Consider the following 24,589-nt stretch of genomic DNA (forward strand, 5'->3'; position numbering starts at 1 on the left):
CATGTCCTTCCGCTTGGGCTACCGGGCCGACCCGGGCAACCCGTGGTTTTCCTGGCAGTACGTGCGGGACAACTCTGACACGATCCTCGCCGCGCTGCGCGAGCACACCTCGCTTACCGTGCGGGCGGTGCTGATCGCGGTGCTGATCGCGGTGCCGCTGGCCGTGGCCGCGTACTGGTTTCGCGCTCTGGCCGGGCCCATCCTGGCCGTCACCGGCGTGCTCTACACCATCCCGTCGCTGGCGTTGTTCGCCTTCCTCGCGCCGTACCTGGGGATCGGGGTGGTGACCGTGCTCACCGTGGTGGTGCTCTACGCGCTGCTGGTGATTGTCCGCAACGCGCTCGCCGGGCTCACCCAGGTGCCGCCCGAGGTGCGGGAGGCGGCGGAGGGCATGGGGTACGGCCGCTGGGGGCGGTTGTTCCGGATCGAACTGCCGCTGGCCCTACCGGGCATCCTCACCGGGCTGCGCCTGGCGACGGTCTCGACGGTGGCGCTGGTCACGGTGGGGGTGGTCGTGGGGCAGGGTGGGCTCGGTCAGTTGATCTTTGCCGGCTTCCAGAACAACTTCTACAAGGCGCAGATCATGACCGGTACGCTGCTCTGCGTCCTGCTCGCCCTGGTGTTCGACCTCGCCCTGGCCGGTGCCGGGCGGCTGCTCACCCCGTGGCTGCGTCGGCGGAGCGCGGCATGACCGCGGCGGCGGGGCCGATCGAGGCGGCGGTGGTCTGGCTCAACGATCCGCTGAACTGGACAAATCCGGGCGGCGTTCTGGACCGGACCGGCGAACATCTCGCCATCTCCGCGGCGGCGGTGCTGCTGGGCTGCCTGATCGCGTGGCCGATCGGGCTCTGGCTCGGGCACACCGGGCGCGGCGGCGGGCTGGTCGTGCTGGTGGCCAACCTGACGCTGGCCGTGCCGACGCTGGCTCTGCTCACCATCCTGCCGTTGACCTTCCTGGGTTTTGGTCGGCCCCCGGTGGTGGTGGCGCTGGCGGTTTTCGCGATCCCACCGTTGCTGGCCAACGCGTACACCGGGGTGCGTGCGGTGGATCCGGAGGCCCGGGACGCGGCCCGGGGGATGGGCTTCTCCGGCTGGCAGCTGCTGCGCCGGGTCGAGCTGCCACTCGCCGTGCCGTACCTGGCGGCGGGGTTTCGCACCGCGGCGGTGCAGGTTGTGGCGACCGCCGCGCTGGCATCCTTCGTCAACGGGGGTGGCCTGGGGCAGATCATCCGGGCCGGGTTCGGCCTGGACATCGCCGCCGGCGGCGGGCAGATCCTCGCCGGTGGGCTGCTGGTGGCGGGGCTCGCCCTGCTGGTGGAGCTGGTGTTGGCGTTGGTGGAGCGGCTGGTCACCCCGCGACCGCTACGCAACCGCGGGCGGCGGGCGGGGCGTCGTGCGGCCGACGCGGTCAGCGGCGCCTGAACGGGCTCGCGGGGCGCGTTCGGCTGGCCCGGGCAGTCGCGTCGACGCGCCGGGGTGACGATCCGGTGACGAAGTCCGACCGGAGTTTGTCGTACCCGGCGGGAGGATGTTGGGTGGGAGCGCGGGCGGCACCGATCGCCCGTCGGACACGCGGCCGGCGCAGGAGCCGTGCCGGGACACGGAAGGCGGGCAGACATGCACGCACGCACACGTTTGGCAATCGGCGCGGTCGGCGCCCTGACCGCGGCCGGGTTCTTGACCGGCTGCGGCGAGGCCGGTTCGTCGGGCACGGATGCGCCCGAGACGGCGGCGGCGGGGGAGGGCTGTGCCCCGGTGGCCGGTGACGAGCTGGTCGTGCTGACCGACGACAAGTCGCTGCAGAACAGCGACAACATCATTCCCGTGGTCAACGCCGATGCCGCGGCCCCGCCGCTCCTCGCCGCCCTGGATCAGGTCTCCGCCGCGCTGGACACGCCGAAGTTGATCCAGCTCAACAAGGCCGTGAACGAGGACCGCAAGACGCCCGCGGTCGCGGCGGCGGAGTTCGCCACCGCCCACGACCTCACCGCCGGCATCGCGAAGGGGCCCGGCGGCGCGATCAAGGTCGGGGCCGCCAACTTCAGCGAGAGCGAGACCCTCGCCGAGCTGTACAAGATCGTGCTGGTCGCCGCCGGCTACCAGGTCGAGGTGCAGCAAATCGGCAGCCGTGAACTCTACGAGCCCGCCCTGGAGAAGGGCGAGATCCAGGTCTTCCCCGAGTACGCGGCCACCCTGGCCGAGTTCCTCAACACCAAGGCGAACGGTGAGGGCGCCGAGCCGGTCTCCTCGCCGAACCTGGACGAGACGGTCGCCGCGCTGAAGGCGCTCGGCGCGGAGGCCAACCTGGCCCTCGGGGCGCCGGCCGCCGCCCAGACCCAGAACGCCTTCGCCGTCACGCGTGCCTTCGCCGACGAGCACGGCGTGCGGACTCTCACCGAGCTGGCCGAGAGGTGCTCTGGCCAGGAGACCGTCCTGGCTGGTCCGCCGGAGTGCCCGCAGCGGCCGAAGTGCCAGGTCGGGCTGGTCGAGGTCTATGACTTCCGGGCTGGCTCGTTCAGCTCGCTCGACGCCGGCGGACCGCAGACGAAGAACGCGCTGCGGACCGGCGAGGTCAGCGTGGGTCTGGTGTTCTCCTCCGACGGAGCCCTCACCGCCGGCTGAGCCTCGCGGTGGCAGGGCGAGCTGTGCTGGCGTTCCCACGCGGCGCAACTCTCGGTAGGCTGCACAGCCATGCCCCCGGTCGTGACCGATGACACGCGTAGCCCTCGGTTACCCACGGCACTGTTCCGGGTCGGCGTGGCGTGCGCTCCGGTGGCGGCGCTGGTCTTGCTCATCGCCGACAGCAACGGGCTGTTACGGGTCGCCGCCGTACTGGCGATCCTGGCGGTCGCGCTGATCGGCCTGTCGATCGCGCTGCGCCCCGACGGCGGCGCCCAGGTCGGGGAGCTGCGGGGCGAGATCGAACGGCTTCGCCATGAGCTGCACGGCGAGATCGTGGCCGCGGCCCAGCGGGGCAATCAGGCGCTCGACCAGACGCAGCGCACCCAGGAGGCGGTTGTTGCGCTCGGCCGACGCCTCGAGGCCGGTGTCGCCGCACCGGCCGAGACCGGAGGTGCGCAGCGGGCGCGGGTCCCGGTGGACGTGCCGGCCGGTCGGGCGACCGTTCCGGATGCCGATCACCGGGGTGACCTGGAGAGCGACCGGAGCCGCGTGGGTGACCCCCCGCCCCGGGCGCACTCCCCGGGCGACCCCTCCGCCGCCGGGACGGCCGGGGCAGCCGGGGCGTACGCCGCGTTCCGCCCGTCGGCCGGAGCGGATGGGGCCGGCGACCGCTTCGTCGGTCAGCCCGGCACCGAGCGGGGCGCCGGCACCTACGGCGGCACTGACGGTGATGCCTGGTCGCCGGAGCCGGACGGCCGGCACGCCGCCCCCCTGCGCGGCGTGGTGCGGCATACCGAGACGGTGCACGCCACCCGGCACACCGCGGTCGATGGCGGCCGGAGTCACTCCGGGGCCCCTGTTGGCGACCACGACCGACGGTGGCCGTCCGGCCCGGACGCACCCTCGTGGGCCGAGGACGGGGAGCGCACCTCCTGGCCCGGGCCCGAGGCTCGGGAGCGCCGTTCCTGGCGGGGTGCCGCCGACTCCGTTGACCGGTCGTGGTCGGACCGGGGCGGGCGGGCGCGCGACGATCATGGGTTGGGTGAGCCACCGGAGGTCGCCCAGGCCGGAGCGCAGTGGGATGGCCAGGGCTGGGCCAACCAGCCTGACGGCCGGGGCGGTGAGTGGCCTGACCACGGCGGCGTCAACCAGCATGGTGGGGAGCCTGCGGCGGCCGGCGATCCGGAGGGCGAGTACTGGTCCCAGCTGCGGGCCGGAATCCACCGGGCCGCCGTCCGCGAGGACGAGCGGGGGCACGAACTGCGGCTGGGTGAGCAGCGGGCCCAGGCGCGCACGGATCGGGGCGGTGCCGAATACCGGGTGGACCAGCGGTGGGCTGCGGTCCGTCGGGACGAGCCCGGACGCGACCGCGCCGACGCTGGCGGGGGCGGGTGGTCTGAACCGGCGGAACGATCCGCGCTGCCCCCGGCGTCCGCCGAGTGGGGGCCATCTCGGCAACGGCAGCCCGAGGCCCGGTGGCAGCCGGAGCCCCACTGGCAGTCCGAGCCTGAGCGTCAGCCGGAGCCGGGCCGGTACGGGCGCGGGGACAGTCGGTGGCGTTGACGGCTGCGGCAACGCCGAACGGGCGCAGCCGGCCCGCTCACTTGTCGATGTCGCCTACCACGAAGAACATCGAGCCGAGGATGGCGACCAGGTCCGGCACCAGGCAACCGGGCAGGAGGGTGGCCAGCGCCTGCACGTTGGCGTACGACGCGGTGCGAAGCTTGAGCCGCCACGGCGTCTTCTCACCCCGGGACACCAGGTAGTACCCGTTGATGCCGAGCGGGTTCTCGGTCCAGGCGTAGGTGTGCCCCTCGGGCGCCTTGAGCACCTTCGGTAGCCGAGTGTTGATCGGGCCGGTGAGCCGGTCCACCCGGTCCAGGCACTGCTCGGCGAGGTCGAGCGAGACGTACACCTGGTCGAGCAGCACCTCGAAGCGGGAGTGGCAGTCACCGGCGGTGCGGGTCACCACCGGCACGTCGAGCTGGTCGTACGCCAGGTACGGCTCGTCCCGGCGTAGGTCGAGGTCGAGGCCGGAGGCACGGGCGACCGGTCCGGAGGCGCCGAACGCGGCGGCCTGGGCCGCCGAGAGCACCCCCACGCCGACGGTGCGGGCCAGGAAGATCTCGTTGCGCCGGATCAGGCTGTCCAGGTCGGGCAGGCTCCGCCGGACCTCACCGATCGCCGCCCGGGCCCGTCCGGTCCAGCCGGCCGGCACCTCCTCCTTGAGCCCACCAACCCGGTTGAACATGTAGTGGATCCGCCCGCCGGAGACCTCCTCGAGCACCGCCTGGAGCGTCTCCCGTTCCCGAAAGGCGTAGAACATCGGGGTGATCGCCCCAATCTCCAGCGGGTACGAGCCGAGGAACATGAGGTGGTTGAGGACCCGGTTCAGCTCGGCGAGCGCCATCCGGAGCCAGGTGGCCCGCTCCGGAACCTCCATCCCCAGCAACCGCTCCACGGCGAGCACCACGCCGAGTTCGTTGGCGAACGCCGAGAGCCAGTCGTGCCGGTTCGCCAGCACGATGATCTGCCGGTAGTCGCGGACCTCGAACAGCTTCTCCGCACCCCGGTGCATGTAGCCGACGATCGGCTCGGCGCTGACCACCCGTTCGCCGTCGAGTACCAGCCGCAGCCGGAGTACGCCGTGCGTCGAGGGGTGCTGCGGACCGATGTTGAGCACCATGTCCGTGCCGAGTTGTTCTCCACCGGCGCCGGTGCCGACGGTCAGTTCGCGGAGATCGGCGTCCGTGGTCATGCCTGTCATGGTGCCACGAGTGGGTCGAGGGTGACGCCGGCCGGCTGGAGGAGCCACCAGTGCCCGCCGAGACCCGCCGGGTCGATCAGCTCGGCCACCGCGGATGCCGCGGCGAGGGCCCGGAGGTATCCCGCGGGGTCGGTGCTGGCTCGCTCCAGCGGTGGGCGGCAGCCGTCGGCGCCGAGCGCCCGCAGCGCCATCCGCTGCGACACCAGGGTGTACGGGGCCTGCGCGACCTGTGCACCGGCGGCGGCGACCGAGTCCACGGCGAGGTGCGCGGTGACATCGCACGATCCGTCGGGTACCGGTGGGACCTGCCGTCCGTGTCGGTAGCCGGTCAGCGTGCCATCGGCCGGTCGGGTTTGCCGGAGGTGCCCGTAGTCCACGGTGATCGCCAGCCCCCGGTCGAGTCGCCCGAGGGCATCCCCCCAGGCCTCGTCGCGGGTCCGGCCGATCTCGGCGCGGGTGCCCGGGGCGCCGTCGGCCGGCGACGACCACCAACGGGTCAACCAGTCGGCGTCCTCCGGGCTGACCGGGCTGCCGACCGTCTCCGTGCCCGTGGCGGGGTCCACCAGCAGGTACTGCCAGCCCGCCGGGGTGGCCACGGCCAGGTCCAGCGGGACGTTGTCGAGCCACTCTGTGGCCAGGAGGAGGCCGGTGACGCCCGGGGGGATCTCGTGCGTCCAGGTGATCTCCGCGGGCAGGTCCGCGGGGCGCGGCGCGCGTTCGACGGCGGTGAGGCGTAGCCGCTGCGCGAGCGACGTGTCGGTGGCCCCGGCGATGCTGGCGTGCAGGGTGCGGAGGAGCTCGCCTCGCCCTGCCCCAACATCGACAACTGTGAGTGGGGATGGGTGGCCCAGGGCGGCGTCAACGGTGGCGATCAGCCGGTGCAGGGCCGCCGCGAACGCCGGTGAGGCGTGCACGCTGGTACGGAAGTGGTCGGCCGGTCCGGCGCCGGAGACGAAGAAGCCGTCCGGCCCGTACAGCGCCTGTTCCATCGCGTCCCGCCAGCGGATCGACATCAGCTCCTCCTTCGGTGGGCCGCCCGGTCGCACAGCGGCCCCGCTCGTCGCCTTCGGTGGCGAACGGGTGTTCCCCGACCCCGGTGGTGAACGTTTTCACACCTCCCTGTCCCGGTTCCGGCGCCGCGGCGCATACTTGCCAACGACCGGTACCCCTCCGAGGACTGGATCATCGTTATGAGCGCTTCGCTGTCTCCGCGTCCCGCTGATCAGTCGGTTGACGCTCCCACCTCCCGTTCCCTGACCGTCGGCGTGGTCGGCGTTGGTCGGGTCGGTGCCGTCCTGGCCGCCGCTCTCGCCGCCGCCGGGCACCGGGTCGTCGCCGCGGCCGGGGGCTCTTCCGCCTCGCAGGCCCGGATGGCATTGCTCCTGACCGACGTGCCGCGGCGGCCGGCCACCTCGGTAGCCCGCGCGGCCACGGACCTCCTCCTGGTGGCGGTGCCGGATGACGCACTCGCGGGGGTCGTCGCCGGCCTCGCCGAAGCCGGGGCACTGCGTCCGGGGCAGGTGGTCGCGCACACCTCCGGCGCGCACGGCCTGGCGGTACTGGCGCCGGTCGTCGGGGCCGGTGCCACCCCGCTGGCCCTGCACCCCGCGATGACCTTCACCGGTACGCCAGACGATCTCACCCGGCTGCCCGGCATCTCGTACGGGTTGACCGCCCCGACGCAGCTGCGCCCGTTCGCCACCCGGCTCGTCGCCGACCTCGACGGCGTACCGGAGTGGGTCGCCGAGGCGGACCGACCGCTCTACCACGCAGCCCTCGTACACGGTGCAAACCACCTGGTCACGCTCGTCAACGAGGCAGCCGACCGGCTGCGGGACGCCGGGGTGACCCAGCCGGGGCGGGTGCTCGCTCCGCTGCTGCGGGCCGCCTTGGACAACGCGTTGCGGCTCGGGGACGATGCGCTGACCGGACCGATTGCCCGCGGTGACGCCGGCACGGTCGAACGGCACCTGGCCCAGCTCGGAGCGACCGCCCCGGAATCGGTCGGCCCCTACCTGGCGTTGGCCCGACGGACGGTGGATCGAGTGATCGCGGCCGGCCGGCTGCGGCCCACGGATGCGCAGCCGCTGCTGGGCGTGTTGCGGGAGCGGGATTGGGAGGTGGCTACGTGACCGAGCTGGTGCACACCCGTGCTGACCTCGCGGCGGCGCGGGGTGGGTTGACCGGCACCGTGGGCGTCGTGATGACCATGGGCGCGCTGCACTCCGGGCATGAGACCCTGCTGCGGGCGGCCCGGGAACAGGCGGACAACGTCGTGGTCACGATCTTCGTGAACCCGCTCCAGTTCGGGCCGGACGAGGACTTCGACCGCTACCCGCGCACCCTCGACGAGGACCTGGAGATCTGCCGTCGGGCTGGCGCGGCGGTGGTCTTCGCGCCAGCGGTGCCGGAGCTGTACCCGCAGGGCCAGCCCCGGGTCTGGGTCAACCCGGGCCAACTCGGCGAGGAGTTGGAGGGGCAGAGTCGCCCGGGTTTCTTCCACGGGGTGCTGACCGTGGTGCTGAAGCTGCTCCAGCTCACCCGACCGGACCAGGCATTCTTCGGCGAGAAGGACTACCAACAGCTGACCCTGGTCCGCCGGATGGTGCGCGACCTGGAGGTGCCGGTAGAGATCGTCGGCGTGCCGACGGTCCGGGAGCCGGACGGGCTGGCCCTGTCCAGCCGGAACCGCTACCTGTCGCCCGACGGGCGGGCGGCTGCGCTGAGCCTGCCCGAGGCGTTGCAGGCGGGGGCAGCCGCCGCCGCCGGGGGCGCGGACGCGGGTGGGGTGCTGGCCGCCGCGCACGCTGCTTTCGACTCCGGCTCGCCCAGCGTCGAACTGGATTACCTTGTGCTCACCGATCCGGAGCTGGAGCCGGGGCCAGTCACCGGCCCGGCGCGGCTGCTTGCCGCCGCCTGGGTCGGCCCCACCCGTCTGATCGACAACGTGTCGGTCCAGCTCGCCCCGCGGTTCTGACCCACCCTGACGAAAGGCGCCCGATGCTGCGCACCATGCTCAAGTCGAAGATTCACCGGGCCACGGTCACCCAGGCCGACCTGCACTACGTTGGCTCGGTCACGGTGGACCAGGACCTGCTGGACGCCGCCGACCTGCTCCCGGGCGAGCAGGTGGCGATCGTGGACATCACCAACGGCGCCCGGTTGGAGACCTATGTGATCCCGGGGCAGCGAGGCAGCGGCGTGATCGGCATCAATGGCGCCGCCGCCCACCTGGTCCACCCGGGTGATCTGGTCATCCTGATCGCCTATGGACAGCTGGAGGACGCGCAGGCGCGTACCTACCAGCCGCGGATCGTGCACGTCGATTCGGGCAACCGGATTGTTGACCTGACCGCGGACGCGGCCACGGCGGCGCCCGGGACCGCGGGGGCGCCGGTCCCCAACCCGTTGGCGGACTCGCTGGCCTGACCAGGCCGCGCCCCCGCATGTCTCCGCTGGTGGGCGGGTGCGGCACCGGCCTCGTGCCCAGCCGCACTCTGCCCGCCCTCCAGAGCCACGCCACGAGGCTCTGTTACTGGCCGGGCATGTTGGCTACCCTGGGTGGACTCGTCGGCAGGCGGGGCGTCGACTCTGGGAGGCGACGTGGGGCATCGGGTTGGGAAGGGCGCGAGCGCGGTCGCTGTGGTGGCGCTGCTGGTTGGTTGCGCCGGGCCGACCGACGGTGACCTGACCGACGACTGGGGGGCGCTGCCCGCCGCCTCTCCGTTCACCCCCGAGGCGGGGGTCTGCCAGGTGGCCGACGCCACCGCCCAGGCGACCCTGGCGGCGTACCAGCCGGTGGAGTGCACGGTGCCGCACCGGGTCGAGACCGTGCATGTGGGCACCTTCTCGACGGGGCAGTCGGGCTCACCGGCCGCCGACTCGGCCGACCTGCGGGGCGCGTTTGCCGACTGTGATGTTCGCAGCAGCACGTACGTGGGGGCCGACTGGCGGGCCGGGCGGCTGCGGCTCTGGTTGGCGGTCCCGTCCCCTTCGGGCTGGGCCGCTGGTTCCCGTTGGTACCGCTGTGACCTCACCGAGGTGACCACCGCTGAGGCGGGCGCCGAGGTGGTCCTCCGCACCGGTAGTCTGCGCGGCGCGCTCGCCGACGGGTCACCGTTGCGGCTCGGATGCCAGCAGAGTGGCCCGGATCGGGGCGGTGGGGTGGATACCCTGCGCCCCGTGGACTGCCGCAGCCGGCACGACGCGGAGTTCGTCGGGGTGTGGCGGGCACCGGACCGCCCGTACCCCACCGTGGACGCGGACTGGGCGCCGCTCTACGCCGGTTGCCGCAGCGAGATCGCGCGCTTCGCGGAGGTGCCCGACGACCCGACGCTTCGGCTGCGTGTCGATGTGGTGGTCCGTCCACCCAGCGCCGGCCGGTGGGGGGTCGGCGATCGGGGGGTCCGCTGCTACCTGTGGCTCAGCGACCGCCAGGTGACCGGTTCGCTCCAGGGCGCCGGTCCGGCCCGGTTGCCGGTCCGGAACCGGTAGTGAGGAGTTCGCGGCGCTCTCCTTCGGCTTCGTCGGAGTGCGGATCCGCCTGCCTGGGTACGGCGTTGCCCAAACCACTCGTCTCGCCCCCGCCGCCTGCCACGTGCGTTGTTCGGGTTGACTGTGGGGATGGACCTACCGACCGGTGACTGGCCGGCTCTGCCCCGTCTACTGGCGGCGCCCGCGCCCGGGTGGGTGGAGACGACTGACGTGATCGTCGTCGGATCCGGTGTCGCCGGGCTGACCGCCGCGCTCCACCTTCGGGAGGCGGGCCTGCACGTCACGGTGGTCTCCAAGGTCGACATCGAGGAGGGCTCGACGCGCTGGGCGCAGGGCGGCATCGCCGCGGTGCTCGATCCGCACGACACCCCCGCGGCCCACGCCTCGGACACCGAGATCGCCGGGGTTGGCCTCAGCGATCCGGCGGCGGTCCGGGTCCTCGTCGAGGAGGGGCCCACCCGGCTGCGGGAGTTGATGCGGATCGGCGCGGAGTTCGACCGCAACCCGGATGGCTCGCTCATGCTCACCCGGGAGGGCGGGCACCGAGCGGACCGGATCGTGCACGCCGGTGGTGACGCCACCGGTGCGGAGGTGCAGCGGGCACTACATGCCGCCGTTCGCCGGGACCCGTGGATCCGGCTCGTCGAGCACGCCCTGGTGCTGGACCTGCTCCGGGCTCCCGGTGACGGTCCGGACGGGCTCGGCCCCGCCTGTGGGGTGACCCTGCACGTGCTCGGTGAGGGCAGCGAGGACGGTGTCGGGGCGATCCTGGGGCGCGCGGTGGTGCTCGCGACCGGGGGGATGGGGCAGGTCTTCGGGGCCACGACCAATCCCGCGGTCTCCACCGGCGACGGCGTGGCCCTCGCGCTGCGGGCCGGTGCCGCCGTCACCGATGTGGAGTTCGTCCAGTTTCATCCGACCGCGCTGATCGTCCCCCCGTCCGCCCAGGCGGACGGGGCCCGGCACGCCCAGCAACCGCTGGTCTCCGAGGCGCTGCGGGGCGAGGGCGCCCAGCTGGTGGACTCCGACGGCAAGCGGTTCATGGTCGGGCAGCACGAGCTGGCGGAGCTGGCCCCCCGGGACGTGGTCGCGAAGGGCATCCACCGGGTGTTGTTGGCCACCGGCGCGGACCATGTCTTTCTCGACGCCCAGCACCTCGGCGGTGCGTTCCTTGCCCGCCGTTTCCCCACCATTGTGGCGTCCTGCCTGGCCATCGGCGTGGATCCGGCGACCGACCTGATTCCGGTGGCCCCGGCGGCGCACTACGCCTCCGGCGGCGTCCGTACCGATCTACACGGCCGTACCTCCATCCCCGGCCTGTACGCCTGCGGTGAGGTCGCCTGCACCGGTGTGCACGGCGCGAACCGGCTGGCCAGCAACTCGTTGCTGGAGGGGCTGGTCTTCTCTCGCCGGATCGCGGTCGATCTGGCGACCGGTCTGCCGGAGCAGTTACGCCCGGCGTCGACCGGTGCCTGGGTGGGGGGTGCGGGTCGGGTGCTTCCCGTCGCCGGGGTTCCCGCACTGCAACGGGCGATGACGCGGGGCGCGGGCGTGCTCCGGTCGGCGGCGTCCCTGGCCGACACGGCGGCTGCCCTGGCCGCGCTCGGCGGTGCCGAGGGAGTTCCCCGTACCGCGGACTGGGAGGCGACGAATCTGCTGACGGTGGCGACAGTGCTGGTGGCCGCCGCCGCCGCGCGGCAGGAGACCCGGGGTTGCCACTGGCGGGAGGACTTTCCGATGACCGACGAGCGGTGGCGTGGCCATCTGGTCGGCACCATTGATCCACAGGGCCGGCTGCGGCGAAGGTGGCAGGGGTTCGGGGTTACTGAGCGTGGGGAGAGAACGTGACTGGAGAGACCGAGGGCTTGTTGCGGGCGGCGGGGCTGGACCCGGAGCGCGTACGACGGGTGGTTATCGACGCGTTCACGGAGGACCTGGGGCCGGAGTCCCTCGACGTGACCAGTGCCGCCACGGTCCCGGACAGCCAGGTCGACACGGCGGACGTGGTCGCGCGCGCCCACGGGGTGGTCGCCGGGTTGCCGGTGGCCGCAGCGGTCTTCGAGCTGGTGGGCGAGGTGACCGGAGCTGGCCGTACGCTGGCGGTGTCGCTCGTCGCCCACGACGGGCAGCGGGTGGCCCGCGGCGACGTGCTGGCCACGGTGACCGGCCCGACCCGGCTGCTGCTCACCGCCGAGCGCACCGCGCTGAACCTGCTTTCCCGAATGTCTGGTGTCGCCACCCACACCCGGGCCTGGGCCGACGCGTTGGCCGGCACGAAGGCGATGGTGCTGGACACCCGGAAGACCACTCCGGGCCTGCGGGCGCTGGAGAAGTACGCGGTCCGCGCCGGAGGTGGCACCAACAAGCGGATGGGCCTGTACGACGGGGCCATGGTCAAGGACAACCACAAGCTGGCGGCCGGTGGGGTGGCCGCGGCGTTCCGGCGGGTCCGGGCGGCGTTCCCGGAGGTGAGCGTGCAGGTGGAGGTGGACACCCTCGCCGAGGCGGTGGAGGCGGTGGAGGCGGGTGCCGACTTCCTGCTGGTCGACAACATGGGGGTGGAGTTGCTGCGCGAGGTGGTGCGCGCGGTCGGGGACCGGGCCGAGCTGGAGGCGACCGGGGGGCTGACGCTGGCCGTGGCGGCTGAGGTGGCGGCTACCGGGGTGGACTTCCTGTCGGTTGGCGCACTCACCCACTCGTCGTCGATTGTGGATATCGCGCTGGACCTGCGGACGGAGTGAGGGAGCCGGCCGCCGGTCGGTCCGGTGGCCTTCGGGGTGTTACTGACGATCGCGTGGTGGGTGGGGCGGGCCCTGCCGCGGCGCGGCGTCCGGCCCGCGCTGACTGTTGTCTAGGCTGTCGGTGTGCTGCTCTGCATCGATATCGGAAACACCAACACCGTGCTGGCGACCTTCGATGGCGACAAACTGGTGCACTCGTGGCGGATCAACACCGATCCCCGGTCGACCGCGGACGAGTTGGGGCTGATGTTCCGGGGCCTGCTCTCCGGTGCCGATGTGGAGATCAGCGGAGTGGCTGCCTGCTCGACGGTGCCCGCCGCGCTCCGGTCGGTGCGCACGATGCTGGACCGCTACTACGCCCACGTGCCGCACATGATCGTCGAGCCCGGCGTGCGGACCGGGGTGCAGCTCGCCATCGACAATCCCAAGGAGGTTGGCGCCGACCGGGTGGTCAACACGCTCGCGACGTACAACCTCTACGGCGGTCCGTCGATCGTCGTCGACTTCGGCACCACCACCAACTTCGACGTGATCAGTGGGCGGGGCGAGTTCCTCGGCGGGGCGTTCGCCCCCGGCATCGAGATTTCCTTCGATGCGCTCGCGGCCCGCGCCGCCCAGCTCCGTAAGGTCGAGGCCGCCCGGCCGCGTTCGGTGATCGGTAAGAACACGGTCGAGTGTCTGCAGGCCGGCCTCTACTTCGGGTTCGCCGGGCAGGTGGATCGGATCGTCGAGCGGATGGTGGAGGAGTTGGGTGCGGTCAAGGCCGTGATCGCCACCGGGGGGCTGGCCCCGTTGGTGATGAAGGAGTGCCGGACGATCACCCATCATGAGCCGATGATCACCCTGATCGGGCTCCGGATGGTCTACGACCGTAACGTGTGAGGGCCGGACCTCCCGAGTGCGGTATGGCCGGTAGTCAGCGCTGCGTGACTCCGGCTACTGCGGTCGATTTCGGTCGTCTTCGCCCCCCTGACGATGCTGTCGGCGTGGGTTCGGTCATGGCGGCCGGCTATCCGATGTCCCTCGCGAGAGCCCTTGAGTACGCTCGGGGGCTGACCCCGCCCGAATTCTCTGCCTGAGGAAGCGCGCCGTGATCGAGCAGAACGCCGTACCAGTTGACCCCGCCGACGACCTTCCGGAGCAGATGAAGGTCCGCCGGGAGAAGCGGGACCGGATGCTCGCTGAGGGGATCGAACCGTATCCGCTGGGTTATCCGCGGACCAGCACGCTCGCCGAGATCCGCCAGGGCTACGCCGACCTGCCCACCGACACGGCCACTGGTGACCAGGTGTCGGTCACCGGCCGGGTGATCTTTGTGCGGAACACCGGCAAGCTCTGCTTCGCCACGCTTCGGGACGGCGACGGGACCGAGCTGCAGGCGATGCTCTCCCTGGACCGGGTCGGGGCGCAGCGGCTCGAGGACTGGAAGCGGCTGGTGGACCTCGGTGACCTCGTCGGGGTGACCGGTGAGGTGATCACCAGCCGGCGTGGTGAGTTGTCGGTGCTGGCGCAGGGGTGGGCCGTCACCGCGAAGGCCCTTCGCCCGCTGCCGGTGGCGCACAAGCCGCTCAGTGAGGAGGCCCGGGTCCGGCAGCGCTACCTCGACCTCATCGTTCGTCCGCAGGCCCGGCAGATGGTGCGTACCCGGGCGGCCGCGGTCCGTAGCCTGCGGGAGTCCCTGCACGAGCGGGGCTTTCTGGAGGTGGAGACCCCGATGCTCCAGCTGCTGCACGGCGGTGCGGCCGCCCGTCCATTCGTAACCCACAGCAATGCGCTCAGCACTGATCTATATCTGCGAATCGCTCCGGAACTGTTTCTCAAGCGCGCGCTTGTTGGTGGCGTAGATCACGTCTTCGAGATCAACCGTAACTTCCGCAATGAGGGCGTTGACTCGTCGCACTCGCCGGAGTTCGCGATGCTCGAGGCTTACCAGGCATATGGCGACTACGACACGATCGGTGAGTTGACCCGTCATCTCATCCAGCGGGCGGCGCTCGCGGTTGGCGGCTCGACGGTGGTGACCCACGCGGACGGTCGTGAGTTCGACCTCGGCGGTGAGTGGCGTTCGGTGACGCTGTTCGGATCTCTTTCCGAGGCGCTCGGAGAGGAGGTCACGGTACGCACGGAGCGGGCCCGTCTGGTCGAGTACGCGGACAAGGTGGACGTGGCGGTCGACCCAAAGTGGGGTCCGGGCAAGCTGGCCGAGGAACTGTTCGAGGAGTTGGTTGTTCCGGGTCTGCTGGCGCCCACCTTCGTGCGGGACTATCCCGAGGAGACCAGCCCGTTGGTCCGGGCGCACCGCACTGAGCCGGGCCTGACCGAAAAGTGGGACCTCTACGTGCTCGGCTTCGAACTGGGCACGGGCTACTCCGAGTTGGTGGATCCGGTGGTTCAGCGGGAGCGTCTGGTGGCCCAGGCGCGGCTCGCGGCGCGGGGTGACGACGAGGCGATGCAGCTCGACGAGGACTTTCTCCGGGCCCTGGAGTACGGAATGCCACCGTCTGGTGGTATGGGAATGGGAATCGACCGGCTCCTCATGGCGCTGACCGGCCTGGGAATTCGGGAAACCATCCTCTTCCCGCTGGTCCGACCGGAGTGACGGTCGGGTCACCCGACTCGTAACCGGATCCTATTGACGCGCGGAGCATCATCCGGGTTATTGTGCTCTTGCGGGATTCGCAGAACCGCTGCACCCTGCTGGAAAGGAATGTGGGACGTGGCCAAGCAGATCATTCATAAGCTGGTCGATGACCTGGATGGCGGGGACGCTGACGAGACCGTCAAGTTCGCCCTCGACGGCGTTCAGTACGAGATCGACCTGTCGAGCGTCAACGCCGAGAAATTGCGGGAGGTATTCGCCGCGTACGTCGCCAACGGCACGAAGGTGGGCCGGGGTGGCGTGGTCGTGGGTGGCCGGGCCGCCCGGGGCCGGGGCGGTGCCACCGCCGATCGTGAGCAGAACAAGGCGATCCGGGCCTGGGCCAAGAAGGCCGGCAAGGATATTTCCGACCGGGGTCGCATCCCGCAGGAGATCGTGGACGAGTACCACGCTCGCGCCGGCCACTGACCGGTGTCTGGCGCAACGCCGGCCCGGAGCGCAGACTCCGAGCCGGCGTTGCTGTGTCTGGGCCCGGCGGCGGCCGGGGTGGGGTGGTGCTACCGCCGGTGGGGCCTGTGGTCTCGCCGTGGCCGGGAGCGGGATGGGGCTGATTCTGGGTCGGTGGGTGTTTTCCAGGTGCTGTGGGGTCGATCCGACGGTGGTCGAATTTCGCTCTGCGCGTAGTAGCGCTGCTACCGGAACACCTGTTGAGCGCGGACGGTTGGGCAAAACAGCGGATATCCGGCACCACCGGGGGAGACAGGACCCCAGCGGAGTCGGCCCGCGGCGATAGAGTTAAGAGGCACGGCCGCCCATCCCGGGCGTTCACGCAGCGGCCCCGCCACGATTTAGATCATCGAGGCGCACGGTATGTGAGGAGCACGAGGGCATGTTCGAGCGGTTCACCGACCGAGCGCGTCGGGTTGTCGTCCTGGCCCAGGAAGAGGCCCGGATGCTCAACCACAATTACATTGGTACTGAGCACATTCTGCTGGGCCTGATCCACGAGGGTGAGGGCGTGGCCGCCAAGGCGCTGGAGAGTCTGGGGATCTCTCTGGAGGGCGTGCGTCAGCAGGTTGAGGAGATCATCGGGCAGGGCCAGCAGGCGCCGAGTGGTCATATTCCGTTTACCCCGCGGGCCAAGAAGGTGCTGGAGCTCTCGCTGCGGGAAGCGTTGCAGCTCGGGCACAACTACATCGGCACCGAGCACATTCTGCTGGGCCTGATCCGTGAGGGTGAGGGCGTGGCGGCTCAGGTGCTGGTGAAGCTGGGGGCGGACCTGAATCGCGTCCGTCAGCAGGTGATCCAGCTGTTGTCGGGTTATCAGGGCAAGGAGCCGGCGGCAGCGGGGACGGCACCGGGTGAGGCCGCTCCCTCGACGAGCTTGGTGTTGGACCAGTTCGGTCGCAATCTGACCCAGGCGGCCCGTGAGGGCAAGCTTGATCCGGTTATCGGTCGGGAAAAAGAGATCGAGCGGGTCATGCAGGTGCTGTCCCGGCGGACGAAGAACAATCCGGTGCTGATCGGTGAGCCGGGTGTCGGTAAGACCGCCGTGGTGGAGGGCCTGTCGCAGCGGATCGTCAAGGGCGAGGTGCCCGAGACGCTGAAGGACAAGCAGCTGTACACCCTTGACCTGGGTGCCTTGGTGGCGGGTTCACGGTATCGGGGTGACTTCGAGGAGCGGTTGAAGAAGGTCCTCAAGGAGATCCGTACCCGTGGTGACATCATCCTGTTCATTGACGAGATTCACACGCTGGTGGGTGCGGGTGCCGCCGAGGGCGCGATCGATGCGGCGAGCATTCTGAAGCCGATGCTGGCGCGCGGTGAGTTGCAGACCATTGGCGCGACAACGTTGGATGAGTACCGCAAGCACCTGGAGAAGGACGCCGCGTTGGAGCGCCGGTTCCAGCCCATCCAGGTGGGTGAGCCGTCGTTGCCGCACACCATCGAGATCCTGAAGGGCCTGCGGGACCGCTACGAGGCGCACCACCGAGTGTCGATCACGGATGCGGCCCTGGTGGCGGCGGCGACCCTGGCCGACCGGTACATCTCGGACCGGTTCCTGCCGGACAAGGCGATCGATCTGATTGATGAGGCGGGCGCGCGGATGCGGATCCGGCGGATGACCGCGCCGCCAGACCTGCGGGACTTCGATGAGCGGATCGCGCAGGTGCGTCGGGACAAGGAGTCCGCGATCGACGCGCAGGACTTCGAACGGGCCGCGCAGCTCCGCGACACCGAGAAGCAGCTACTGGGCCAGAAGGCGCAGCGGGAGAAGGAGTGGAAGGCCGGCGACCTGGATGTCGTCACCGAGGTTGACGACGAGCAGATCGCCGAGGTGCTCGGTAACTGGACGGGTATCCCGGTCTACAAGCTGACCGAGGAGGAGACCTCCCGGCTGCTACGGATGGAAGATGAGCTGCACAAGCGGGTCATCGGCCAGGAGGACGCGGTCAAGGCGGTGTCGAAGGCGATCCGCCGCACCCGGGCCGGTCTGAAGGACCCGAAGCGGCCGTCTGGGTCGTTCATCTTCGCCGGCCCCTCCGGGGTCGGTAAGACCGAGTTGTCGAAGGCCCTCGCGGAGTTCCTCTTCGGCAGCGAGGACGCGTTGATCCAGCTGGACATGTCCGAGTTCCACGACCGGTACACGGTGTCCCGGCTCGTCGGTGCGCCTCCCGGCTACGTCGGCTACGACGAGGGCGGGCAGCTGACCGAGAAGGTCCGTCGGCGGCCGTTCAGCGTGGTCCTCTTCGACGAGATCGAGAAGGCCCACCCGGATGTGTTCAACACGCTGCTGCAGATCCTCGAGGACGGGCGGCTCACCGACGGTCAGGGCCGGATCGTGGACTTCAAGAACACGGTCATCATCCTGACGACCAACCTCGGTACCCGTGATGTCGCCAAGGCGGTCTCGCTGGGCTTCCAGGCCTCTGATGACTCCGACTCGAACTACGACCGGATGAAGCAGAAGGTCAACGACGAGCTCAAGCAGCACTTCCGGCCGGAGTTCCTCAACCGGATCGACGACACCATCGTCTTCCACCAGCTACGCCACCGGGAGATCCTCTCGATCGTCGACATCATGATCGGCCGGATCGAGACCCAGTTGCGCAACAAGGACATGGGGCTGGAGCTCACCGACAACGCCAAGAAGTACCTCGCGACGAAGGGCTTCGACCCCGTTCTCGGTGCCCGGCCGCTACGCCGCACGATCCAGCGCGACATCGAGGACAATCTCTCCGAGCGGATCCTGTTCAACGAGCTCAACCCCGGCCAGATCGTCATCGTCGACTGCGACGGTGATCCGGCCGATATCGACTCCGCCACCCTCACCTTCCGCGGCACCGACAAGCCGGCCGACCTGCCGGACGCGGTCCCCGCCGACCTCGGCGGTGCCGCCACGGGGGCGGACGACACGGCGTAGGCCGGTAGGTCCCACCGAACGAGCAACGGCCCGATGGCGATCGCCGTCGGGCCGTTGCTCGTGCTCAGTGGACGGGGACCGGCGGTCCGTCCCCGGCCAGCCGGAAGCACGCCTCGTTGACCTGCTCCACGAGGCCGTCGTTGACCAGGCTGGCCAATGCCCGAAAGCGCTGTGCTTCATCGGCCCACACCTGGTCCAGGCGTTGCCGTGGTACCGGGGCGGTCGCCTCCCGGAGCACACCGAGCAGCAGCCCACGGACCTGACGGTCGGTGCCCGCGTACCGTTGCGGACGTCGGGTGGGACCGGTCGGCGCCGGCTCCCCGGAGGCCCGCCAGGCGCAGATCGAGGCGACCGGGCAACTCCCGCAACGCGGCGACCGGGCCGTGCAGACCACCGCCCCCAGCTCCATGAAGGCGGCACTGGCCAGCGCGGCGGCGGCCGGTTCCGCCGGCAGTAGCTCCTCGGCAGCGACCAGGTCGGCCGGCCGGGTGGCGGGGCCGGCGTCCGGTTCACCCGCGACTGCCCGACAGATCACCCGCCGTACGTTGGTGTCCACGACGGGGTGCCGTTGCCCGTACGCGAACGCGGCCACGGCCCGCGCCGTGTACGTGCCGACTCCCGGCAGGGCCAGCAGCTGCTCCAGCCGGTTCGGCACCTGCCCGTCGTGCCGCTCCACGATCGCCACCGCGGCCTCACGCAGTCGGACCGCCCGCCGTGGGTAGCCGAGCCGCCCCCACATCCGGATCGCCTCTGCGGGCGGCTCCGCCGCCAGGTCGGCCGGGGCGGGCCAGCGGGCCATCCAGTCCGTCCAGGCGGGCAGCACTCGGGCAACCGGGGTCTGCTGGAGCATCACCTCACTGACGAGGATGGCCCAGGCGCCTACCTCGGGGCGCCGCCACGGCAGGTCCCGGGCATGCTGTACGTACCACCCGCTGACCCGGGTGGTGAAGGTCGGTTCAGTCATCGTCGGTCGATCATGTCACGCCCCGGGACGCGCGCTCTTACGGCGGCCAGCCCCGCTGACCAGTCCCGACAAGTGGTCAACGGGCAGTACTGAGGTGGCGTTCTGGGCCTGGTCGGGGAGAATCCGGGGATGAGTGAGCTCGCCATAACCGTCATCGGCCGGGATCGGCCCGGCATCGTGGCCGATGTCGCCGAGGTGCTCGCCCGCCTCGGTGCGAACCTTACCGACAGCACCATGACCCGGCTCCGGGGGCATTTCGCGATGACGCTGATCTGCGTGGGCCCGGCCGAGGCTGAGGCCGAGGCTGCGCTGGCGCCGCTCGCCGCCGACGGTCAGCTATTGGCGACGGTACGGGTGGTGGTGCCGGACGCGGAGCAGACGTCGAACGGCGTGCCGTACGTGCTGGCAGTGCATGGTGCTGACCGGATGGGCATCGTCGCCGCCATGACCCGGGTGCTCGCGGAGGCGGGCGGCAACGTCACGGATCTGAGTACCCGACTCGCCGGCGCGCTCTACGTCGTCCTTGCTGAGGTCGAGCTGCCGCCGGGCGTGGCCGAGCAGGTGACGGGCCGGTTGGCGGCAACCGCCGCCGAACTCGGGGTGGAGGTAACCCTCCGACCGGCAGACCCGGACCTGTTGTGAACCGCGAGGAGGGTACCGGCCTCGGCGACTGGACCCTGGACGTGCTGGGCCCCCCGGGTCAGGTGCGACCGGTGGTGTCCGCCCCGGCCGCGGTGCTCAGCCGGGCCGGCGGCGAGGTGGATCCGACAGCGGAGCAGACGGTACGCCTCGCCGCCGATCTGGTCGCCACGATGCGCGTCGCTCCGGGCTGCGTCGGTCTGGCCGCCCCACAGATCGGGGTAGGCGCACGGGTCTTCGCGGTGGATGTCACCGGCCATCCGAAGGCCCGCATCGGGCACGGCGCGTTTGTGCTGTGCAACGCGGTCGTGGTGGAGGCCAGTCGATGGAAGGCTGGACGGGAGGGGTGCATGTCCGTGGCGGATCTGACCGGTGATGTCAAACGCGCCGGCCACCTGGTGGTCGAGGGGGCCCTGCCCGGGACCGGAGCGACCGTTCGGTTGGTCACCGACGCGTTCGAGGCGCGGGCCCTGCAACACGAGATCGACCACTGTGCGGGTCTGCTGTTCCTGGACCGGGTTGCCGGTGCCCACGCCGTGTATCAGCGCAAGGTGTACCTCTGATCACCTGACCCGGCTCCGGCCACCGGTCTCGGAGAAGGTGACCGGACCACACCGGTGCAGGTCACCTTCCGTTTTGCTGCCTGCACCTTCGGCTACCTGAGTCGTCGTAAGTGGAGAAAGCTTCTGTTGGCTCGGATTGGCTCGGCGCGTCGCTGTCGGTTGCCGCACGTGACGCCGCTACGGTAGGACATCATGCGTCTGACGGTCGGCCCCTTGCCCCCCGCCGTTTACTGGCGGCGTCGCGCCGTTGTGCTCGGAGCGGTGTTTCTTTTTCTGGTTGTGGTTTTCTACTCCTCGTGGAGTAGCTCGGAGGAGCCCGCCAACAAGAATGCCAGCGGGCAGGAGCAGTCCTCCGGTGGCTCCGCAGCCGACTCCGAAACCCCGATGGGCACCGAGCAGCCGGACCCCCCGGGTGACTCGGGCGACGCCGGCGGGGCGGAGCCGCCCAACTCCGAGCCGTCCGAGGCGGCGGAGGTGGATGACCCGCCGCTGGCGCCCCCGGTCTCCGACGACGGCACCTGTGCCGATGACGAGATCAGCGTGACCGCTGTCGCCCAGCCGGTGTCGGTGGGCCAGGGCGGTGCCGTCGATCTGCAATTGAAGATTAAGAATACCTCGGGCCGGACCTGTAGCCGGGATGTCGGCGCGGATCTACAGGAGCTGTTCCTCAAGGCTGGGGCGGCGAAGATCTGGTCTTCCGACAGCTGTGGCACCGGCGAGGGCTCGGACGTTCAGTCGTTCACGCCGAACTCTGAGCGCTCCTATCGGGTCACCTGGAACGGCAACGACGACACCCGCTGCCAAGGTGGGGTCGCCATCGGCCCCGAAGCGCCGCCCGGCACCTATCTGGTGGTCGCCCGGGTCGGCACGAAGCACAGCGAGCCCGTGGAGCTCACGGTCACCGGCTGACGGACACCGGGCGACCGTGTCGCGGCTCGGTGGACCGGCGGGCCGTATCGCCGGCCCAGCCGACAGCCGACCGCGCGTCGGCTCATCGTCGAGCCCGTGCCACTGCCGGTCAGACGTAGCGTTCCAGGATCGATGCCTCGGCGAGCCGGGAAAGTCCCTCTCGGACGCCTCTGGCCCGGGCATCTCCGACGCCCTCAACGGCCTGCAGGTCCTCCACGGTCGCGCCGAGCAGCCGCTGAAGGCTACCGAAGTGCCCTACCAGGCGGTCAACGATCGCCACCGGCAGCCGCGGGACCTTGGCCAGGAGCCGGAACCCGCGGGGGCTGAGCGCGGCGTCGAGTGCGTCGGTCGCGGCCGGGTAGCCGATCGCTCTGCTGACCGCGACCAGGTCGATCAGTTCGGTTGCGGTTAGCAGGTCAAGCTCGACCAGGGCCTCGTCGAGGGTGCGTGACTTGCGGCCGGTGGGCAGGTAGTCCCGGATGACCAGGGTGCGGTCGGCGTCCACACCGGCCATCAGCTCGTCGAGTTGCAGCGCGAGGAGCCGACCGTCGGTGCCCAGCTCCACCACGTATCCTGCGATCTCGTCGGCGATCCGTCGGACCATCTCGAGCCGCTGGACGACGGCGACCGCGTCCCGCACGGTGACCAGGTCCTCTATCTCCAGCGCGGAGAGGGTGCCGGAGACCTCGTCCAGGCGTAGCTTGTAACGCTCGAGCGTGGCGAGTGCCTGGTTGGCCCGGGAGAGGATGGCGGCCGAATCGTCCAGCACGTGCCGCTGACCGTTGACGTAGAGGCTGATGATCCGCATGGACTGGCTCACCGAGATCACCGGGTAGCCGGTCTGACGGGCAACCCGCTCGGCGGTGCGGTGCCGGGTGCCGGATTCCTCCGTGGGGATCGCGGGATCGGGCATCAGGTGCACCGCCGCCCGGACGATCCGGCTACCGTCGCTGGAGAGCACCACGGCGCCATCCATTTTGCACAGCTCGCGGACACGGGTGGCGGAGAACTCCACGTCAAGCGGGAAGCCGCCGGTGCAGAGGCTCTCGACGACCTTGTCGTAGCCCAGGACGATCAGAGCGCCGGTGCGTCCGCGGAGGATCCGTTCCAGTCCGTCGCGTAGGGCGGTGCCAGGTGCCATCAGAGCCAGGTTGGCGCGCAGCGGGTCACTGGCCGCGCCGCCGGTCACGTGCACGCTGATCGAACGGGCGGGCGAACCCACGGCACCGGTGCGGGCGTACGGTGTCGCGCCGGCAGGCTTGGTGGTGTCGCGGTCGGTCGGCACGGGGACAGTCTACGGACTACTCTGCGGTGGGTGCTGCCGCGGTTACTGTGATGTGTCGTCCTGCCTGGAATGACCTATTCAACCGTCTTGTAGCTATTTATACGTATAGTTTCCGTATTGATGGAGTTGAAGGTTACTCCGCAGATGCCCGTGCGACGGCCTGGAGCGCGGCTCGGACATCGCTGACTTCGATCACCCGTAGCTGGTCGGCGCGGACGCCGGTGCTCTCGGGGCCGCAGCCCGGTGGCACGAGTGCGAGCCGGAAGCCGAGCCGGGTTGCCTCGGCCAACCGGCGCGGCACCGCCCCCACCCGCCGTACCTCACCGGTGAGTCCGACCTCTCCGATCGCCACCAGGTGCGGGGTGATCGCGAGGTTGAGCCCGCCGGAGGCGACCGCCAGGGCGACCGCCAGGTCGGCGGCGGGCTCGACGACCCGGATGCCGCCAACAGTGGCCGCGAAGACCTCCCGATCGTGCAGGGTCAGCCGCTCGGTACGCCGTTGGAGCACCGCCAGGACCATCGCGAGTCGGGCTGAGTCGAGCCCGGAGACCGTCCGTCGGGGCGATCCGGCCACCGTCGCTCCGATCAGCGCCTGCACCTCGGTGACCAGAGCACGCCGCCCCTCCATCGCCACCGTGACGCAGGTGCCGGGAACTGGCTCCGAGTAGCGGGTGAGAAAGAGCCCGGACGGGTCGGCAAGGCTGCTGATGCCGCCCTCGTGCATCTCGAAGCAGCCGACCTCGTCGGCCGCACCGAACCGGTTCTTCACCCCCCGCACCAGGCGCAGGGACGAGTGCTTGTCCCCTTCGAAGTGCAGCACCACGTCAACGAGGTGTTCCAGCACCCGTGGGCCGGCCACCTGACCGTCCTTGGTGACGTGTCCCACCAGCAGGGTCGCGATGCCCCGCTCCTTGGCGACCGCCACCAGGGCCGCGGTGACCGCGCGGACCTGGGTCACTCCACCGGGCACTCCTTCGGTGCCGGTGGTCGAGATCGTCTGCACCGAGTCCAGCACCAACAGCCCGGGCTTGACCGCGTCCAGGTGCCCGAGCACCGCGGCGAGGTCGCTCTCGGTCGCCAGATAGAGCTGCTCGTGCAGGGTGCCCATCCGTTCGGCGCGCAACCGGACCTGGCTGACCGACTCCTCGCCACTGACCACGAGCGATGGGTTGGCGCCGCCGGCGGCCCACTGTTGCGCCACGTCGAGGAGCAGGGTCGACTTGCCGACCCCCGGCTCGCCGGCGAGCAACACCACCGCGCCCGGAACCAGGCCGCCGCCGAGCACCCGGTCGAGCTCACTGACGCCGGTCGGGCGGGCGCGCGCGGGCGCGGCGCTGATGGTGGCGATCGGCCGCGCGGGCTCGGCCGGCAGTCGGGAACTGACCACCCGGCCGGAGACGGTCGGGCCGGTCAGCGTGCACTCGACGACCGATCCCCACTCGCCGCACTCCGGGCAGCGACCGACCCACTTCGGTGGCTGGTGGCCGCAGGCGTCGCACTCGTAGGCGGGGCGGGGCTCGCGGGCAGCACGGGTGCGGCCGCCGGTCGCGCCGGCGCGGGAGGATCGGGAGGTGGTCACCCC

Annotated in this window: 22 protein-coding genes; 17 read left to right on the plus strand and 5 right to left on the minus strand. The window is 70.8% G+C overall.

The genetic code is table 11. From position 1 onward, the window contains the following. Nucleotide 1 precedes the first annotated feature (1 nt). The 4 genes from SALPAC6_RS0120600 to SALPAC6_RS0120615 all read left to right on the plus strand — a co-directional run bounded on the left by SALPAC6_RS0120600 (nt 2) and on the right by SALPAC6_RS0120615 (nt 4,185). The gene (locus SALPAC6_RS0120600; RefSeq protein ID WP_018255226.1) at nt 2-691 is read left to right on the plus strand and encodes an ABC transporter permease; all 690 of its coding nucleotides are present in this window, start codon (nt 2-4) and stop codon (nt 689-691) included. Continuing rightward, complete coding sequence (locus tag SALPAC6_RS0120605; protein WP_018255227.1) at nt 688-1,422, plus strand: ABC transporter permease; 735 nt, start codon at nt 688-690, stop codon at nt 1,420-1,422. The genes SALPAC6_RS0120600 and SALPAC6_RS0120605 overlap by 4 nt, the downstream gene beginning before the upstream one ends. A gap of 195 nt (nt 1,423-1,617) precedes the next feature. Continuing rightward, the gene (locus SALPAC6_RS0120610; protein ID WP_018255228.1) at nt 1,618-2,622 is read left to right on the plus strand and encodes a glycine betaine ABC transporter substrate-binding protein; all 1,005 of its coding nucleotides are present in this window, start codon (nt 1,618-1,620) and stop codon (nt 2,620-2,622) included. 69 nt (nt 2,623-2,691) lie between these two features. After that, nucleotides 2,692-4,185 carry a hypothetical protein gene (locus tag SALPAC6_RS0120615; RefSeq protein ID WP_026189907.1) on the plus strand — a complete coding sequence of 498 codons (1,494 nt, stop codon included), beginning with the start codon at nt 2,692-2,694 and terminating at the stop codon, nt 4,183-4,185. Nucleotides 4,186-4,222: 37 nt separating this feature from the next. Here the strand turns inward: SALPAC6_RS0120615 and SALPAC6_RS0120620 are convergent, their stop codons facing one another. Further along, nucleotides 4,223-5,389 (minus strand): NADH-quinone oxidoreductase subunit D, encoded by a 1,167-nt coding sequence (locus SALPAC6_RS0120620; protein WP_188115248.1) that lies wholly within the window; start codon nt 5,387-5,389, stop codon nt 4,223-4,225. After that, nucleotides 5,386-6,402, minus strand: a complete 1,017-nt coding sequence (locus SALPAC6_RS0120625) for an SAM-dependent methyltransferase (protein ID WP_018255230.1) — start codon at nt 6,400-6,402, stop codon at nt 5,386-5,388. The genes SALPAC6_RS0120620 and SALPAC6_RS0120625 overlap by 4 nt, the downstream gene beginning before the upstream one ends. A gap of 177 nt (nt 6,403-6,579) precedes the next feature. On the opposite strand from SALPAC6_RS0120625, the gene SALPAC6_RS0120630 reads away from it, so the two are divergent. The 10 genes from SALPAC6_RS0120630 (at nt 6,580) to SALPAC6_RS0120680 (ending at nt 18,647) form a co-directional block, all read left to right on the plus strand. Next, nucleotides 6,580-7,521 carry a Rossmann-like and DUF2520 domain-containing protein gene (locus SALPAC6_RS0120630; protein ID WP_018255231.1) on the plus strand — a complete coding sequence of 314 codons (942 nt, stop codon included), beginning with the start codon at nt 6,580-6,582 and terminating at the stop codon, nt 7,519-7,521. Continuing rightward, nucleotides 7,518-8,366, plus strand: coding sequence for a pantoate--beta-alanine ligase (panC, locus tag SALPAC6_RS0120635; protein ID WP_018255232.1), 849 nt, complete (start codon nt 7,518-7,520; stop codon nt 8,364-8,366). Before SALPAC6_RS0120630 ends, panC begins: the two co-directional genes overlap by 4 nt. Nucleotides 8,367-8,389: 23 nt before the next feature. Continuing rightward, nucleotides 8,390-8,818, plus strand: coding sequence for an aspartate 1-decarboxylase (panD, locus tag SALPAC6_RS0120640; RefSeq protein WP_018255233.1), 429 nt, complete (start codon nt 8,390-8,392; stop codon nt 8,816-8,818). 174 nt (nt 8,819-8,992) lie between these two features. After that, complete coding sequence (locus SALPAC6_RS0120645) at nt 8,993-9,883, plus strand: septum formation family protein (protein WP_018255234.1); 891 nt, start codon at nt 8,993-8,995, stop codon at nt 9,881-9,883. A 129-nt stretch (nt 9,884-10,012) separates the two neighbouring features. Then, complete coding sequence (locus tag SALPAC6_RS0120650; protein ID WP_018255235.1) at nt 10,013-11,731, plus strand: L-aspartate oxidase; 1,719 nt, start codon at nt 10,013-10,015, stop codon at nt 11,729-11,731. Then, on the plus strand, nt 11,728-12,624 hold the full coding sequence (gene nadC / locus SALPAC6_RS0120655) for a carboxylating nicotinate-nucleotide diphosphorylase (protein ID WP_018255236.1): 897 nt from the start codon (nt 11,728-11,730) through the stop codon (nt 12,622-12,624). Before SALPAC6_RS0120650 ends, nadC begins: the two co-directional genes overlap by 4 nt. A gap of 123 nt (nt 12,625-12,747) precedes the next feature. After that, complete coding sequence (locus SALPAC6_RS0120660) at nt 12,748-13,506, plus strand: type III pantothenate kinase (RefSeq protein WP_018255237.1); 759 nt, start codon at nt 12,748-12,750, stop codon at nt 13,504-13,506. A gap of 208 nt (nt 13,507-13,714) precedes the next feature. After that, nucleotides 13,715-15,223 (plus strand): lysine--tRNA ligase, encoded by a 1,509-nt coding sequence (gene lysS, locus SALPAC6_RS0120670; RefSeq protein ID WP_018255238.1) that lies wholly within the window; start codon nt 13,715-13,717, stop codon nt 15,221-15,223. Between the two features lie 117 nt (nt 15,224-15,340). Next, nucleotides 15,341-15,691 (plus strand): histone-like nucleoid-structuring protein Lsr2, encoded by a 351-nt coding sequence (locus tag SALPAC6_RS0120675; protein ID WP_033661535.1) that lies wholly within the window; start codon nt 15,341-15,343, stop codon nt 15,689-15,691. A 421-nt stretch (nt 15,692-16,112) separates the two neighbouring features. Beyond that, entirely contained in the window at nt 16,113-18,647 is a 2,535-nt protein-coding gene (locus SALPAC6_RS0120680; RefSeq protein WP_018255240.1) for an ATP-dependent Clp protease ATP-binding subunit, read from the plus strand. A gap of 64 nt (nt 18,648-18,711) precedes the next feature. On the opposite strand, the gene SALPAC6_RS0120685 is transcribed toward SALPAC6_RS0120680, so the two are convergent. Beyond that, complete coding sequence (locus SALPAC6_RS0120685) at nt 18,712-19,611, minus strand: HhH-GPD family protein (protein WP_018255241.1); 900 nt, start codon at nt 19,609-19,611, stop codon at nt 18,712-18,714. A gap of 129 nt (nt 19,612-19,740) precedes the next feature. On the opposite strand from SALPAC6_RS0120685, the gene SALPAC6_RS0120690 reads away from it, so the two are divergent. The 3 genes from SALPAC6_RS0120690 (at nt 19,741) to SALPAC6_RS0120700 (ending at nt 21,722) form a co-directional block, all read left to right on the plus strand. Beyond that, nucleotides 19,741-20,253, plus strand: coding sequence for a glycine cleavage system protein R (locus tag SALPAC6_RS0120690; protein ID WP_018255242.1), 513 nt, complete (start codon nt 19,741-19,743; stop codon nt 20,251-20,253). Continuing rightward, nucleotides 20,250-20,813 (plus strand): peptide deformylase, encoded by a 564-nt coding sequence (locus tag SALPAC6_RS0120695; protein WP_018255243.1) that lies wholly within the window; start codon nt 20,250-20,252, stop codon nt 20,811-20,813. The genes SALPAC6_RS0120690 and SALPAC6_RS0120695 overlap by 4 nt, the downstream gene beginning before the upstream one ends. Nucleotides 20,814-21,005: 192 nt before the next feature. Further along, on the plus strand, nt 21,006-21,722 hold the full coding sequence (locus SALPAC6_RS0120700; protein WP_026189909.1) for a hypothetical protein: 717 nt from the start codon (nt 21,006-21,008) through the stop codon (nt 21,720-21,722). A gap of 109 nt (nt 21,723-21,831) precedes the next feature. Here SALPAC6_RS0120700 and disA read toward each other — a convergent pair whose 3' ends face one another. Beyond that, entirely contained in the window at nt 21,832-23,007 is a 1,176-nt protein-coding gene (disA, locus tag SALPAC6_RS0120705; RefSeq protein ID WP_018255245.1) for a DNA integrity scanning diadenylate cyclase DisA, read from the minus strand. Between the two features lie 133 nt (nt 23,008-23,140). Further along, nucleotides 23,141-24,586 (minus strand): DNA repair protein RadA, encoded by a 1,446-nt coding sequence (gene radA, locus SALPAC6_RS0120710; RefSeq protein WP_018255246.1) that lies wholly within the window; start codon nt 24,584-24,586, stop codon nt 23,141-23,143. Nucleotides 24,587-24,589: the final 3 nt, after the last annotated feature.

The organism is Salinispora mooreana (assembly GCF_000379065.1).
Taxonomy (GTDB): domain Bacteria; phylum Actinomycetota; class Actinomycetes; order Mycobacteriales; family Micromonosporaceae; genus Micromonospora; species Micromonospora mooreana.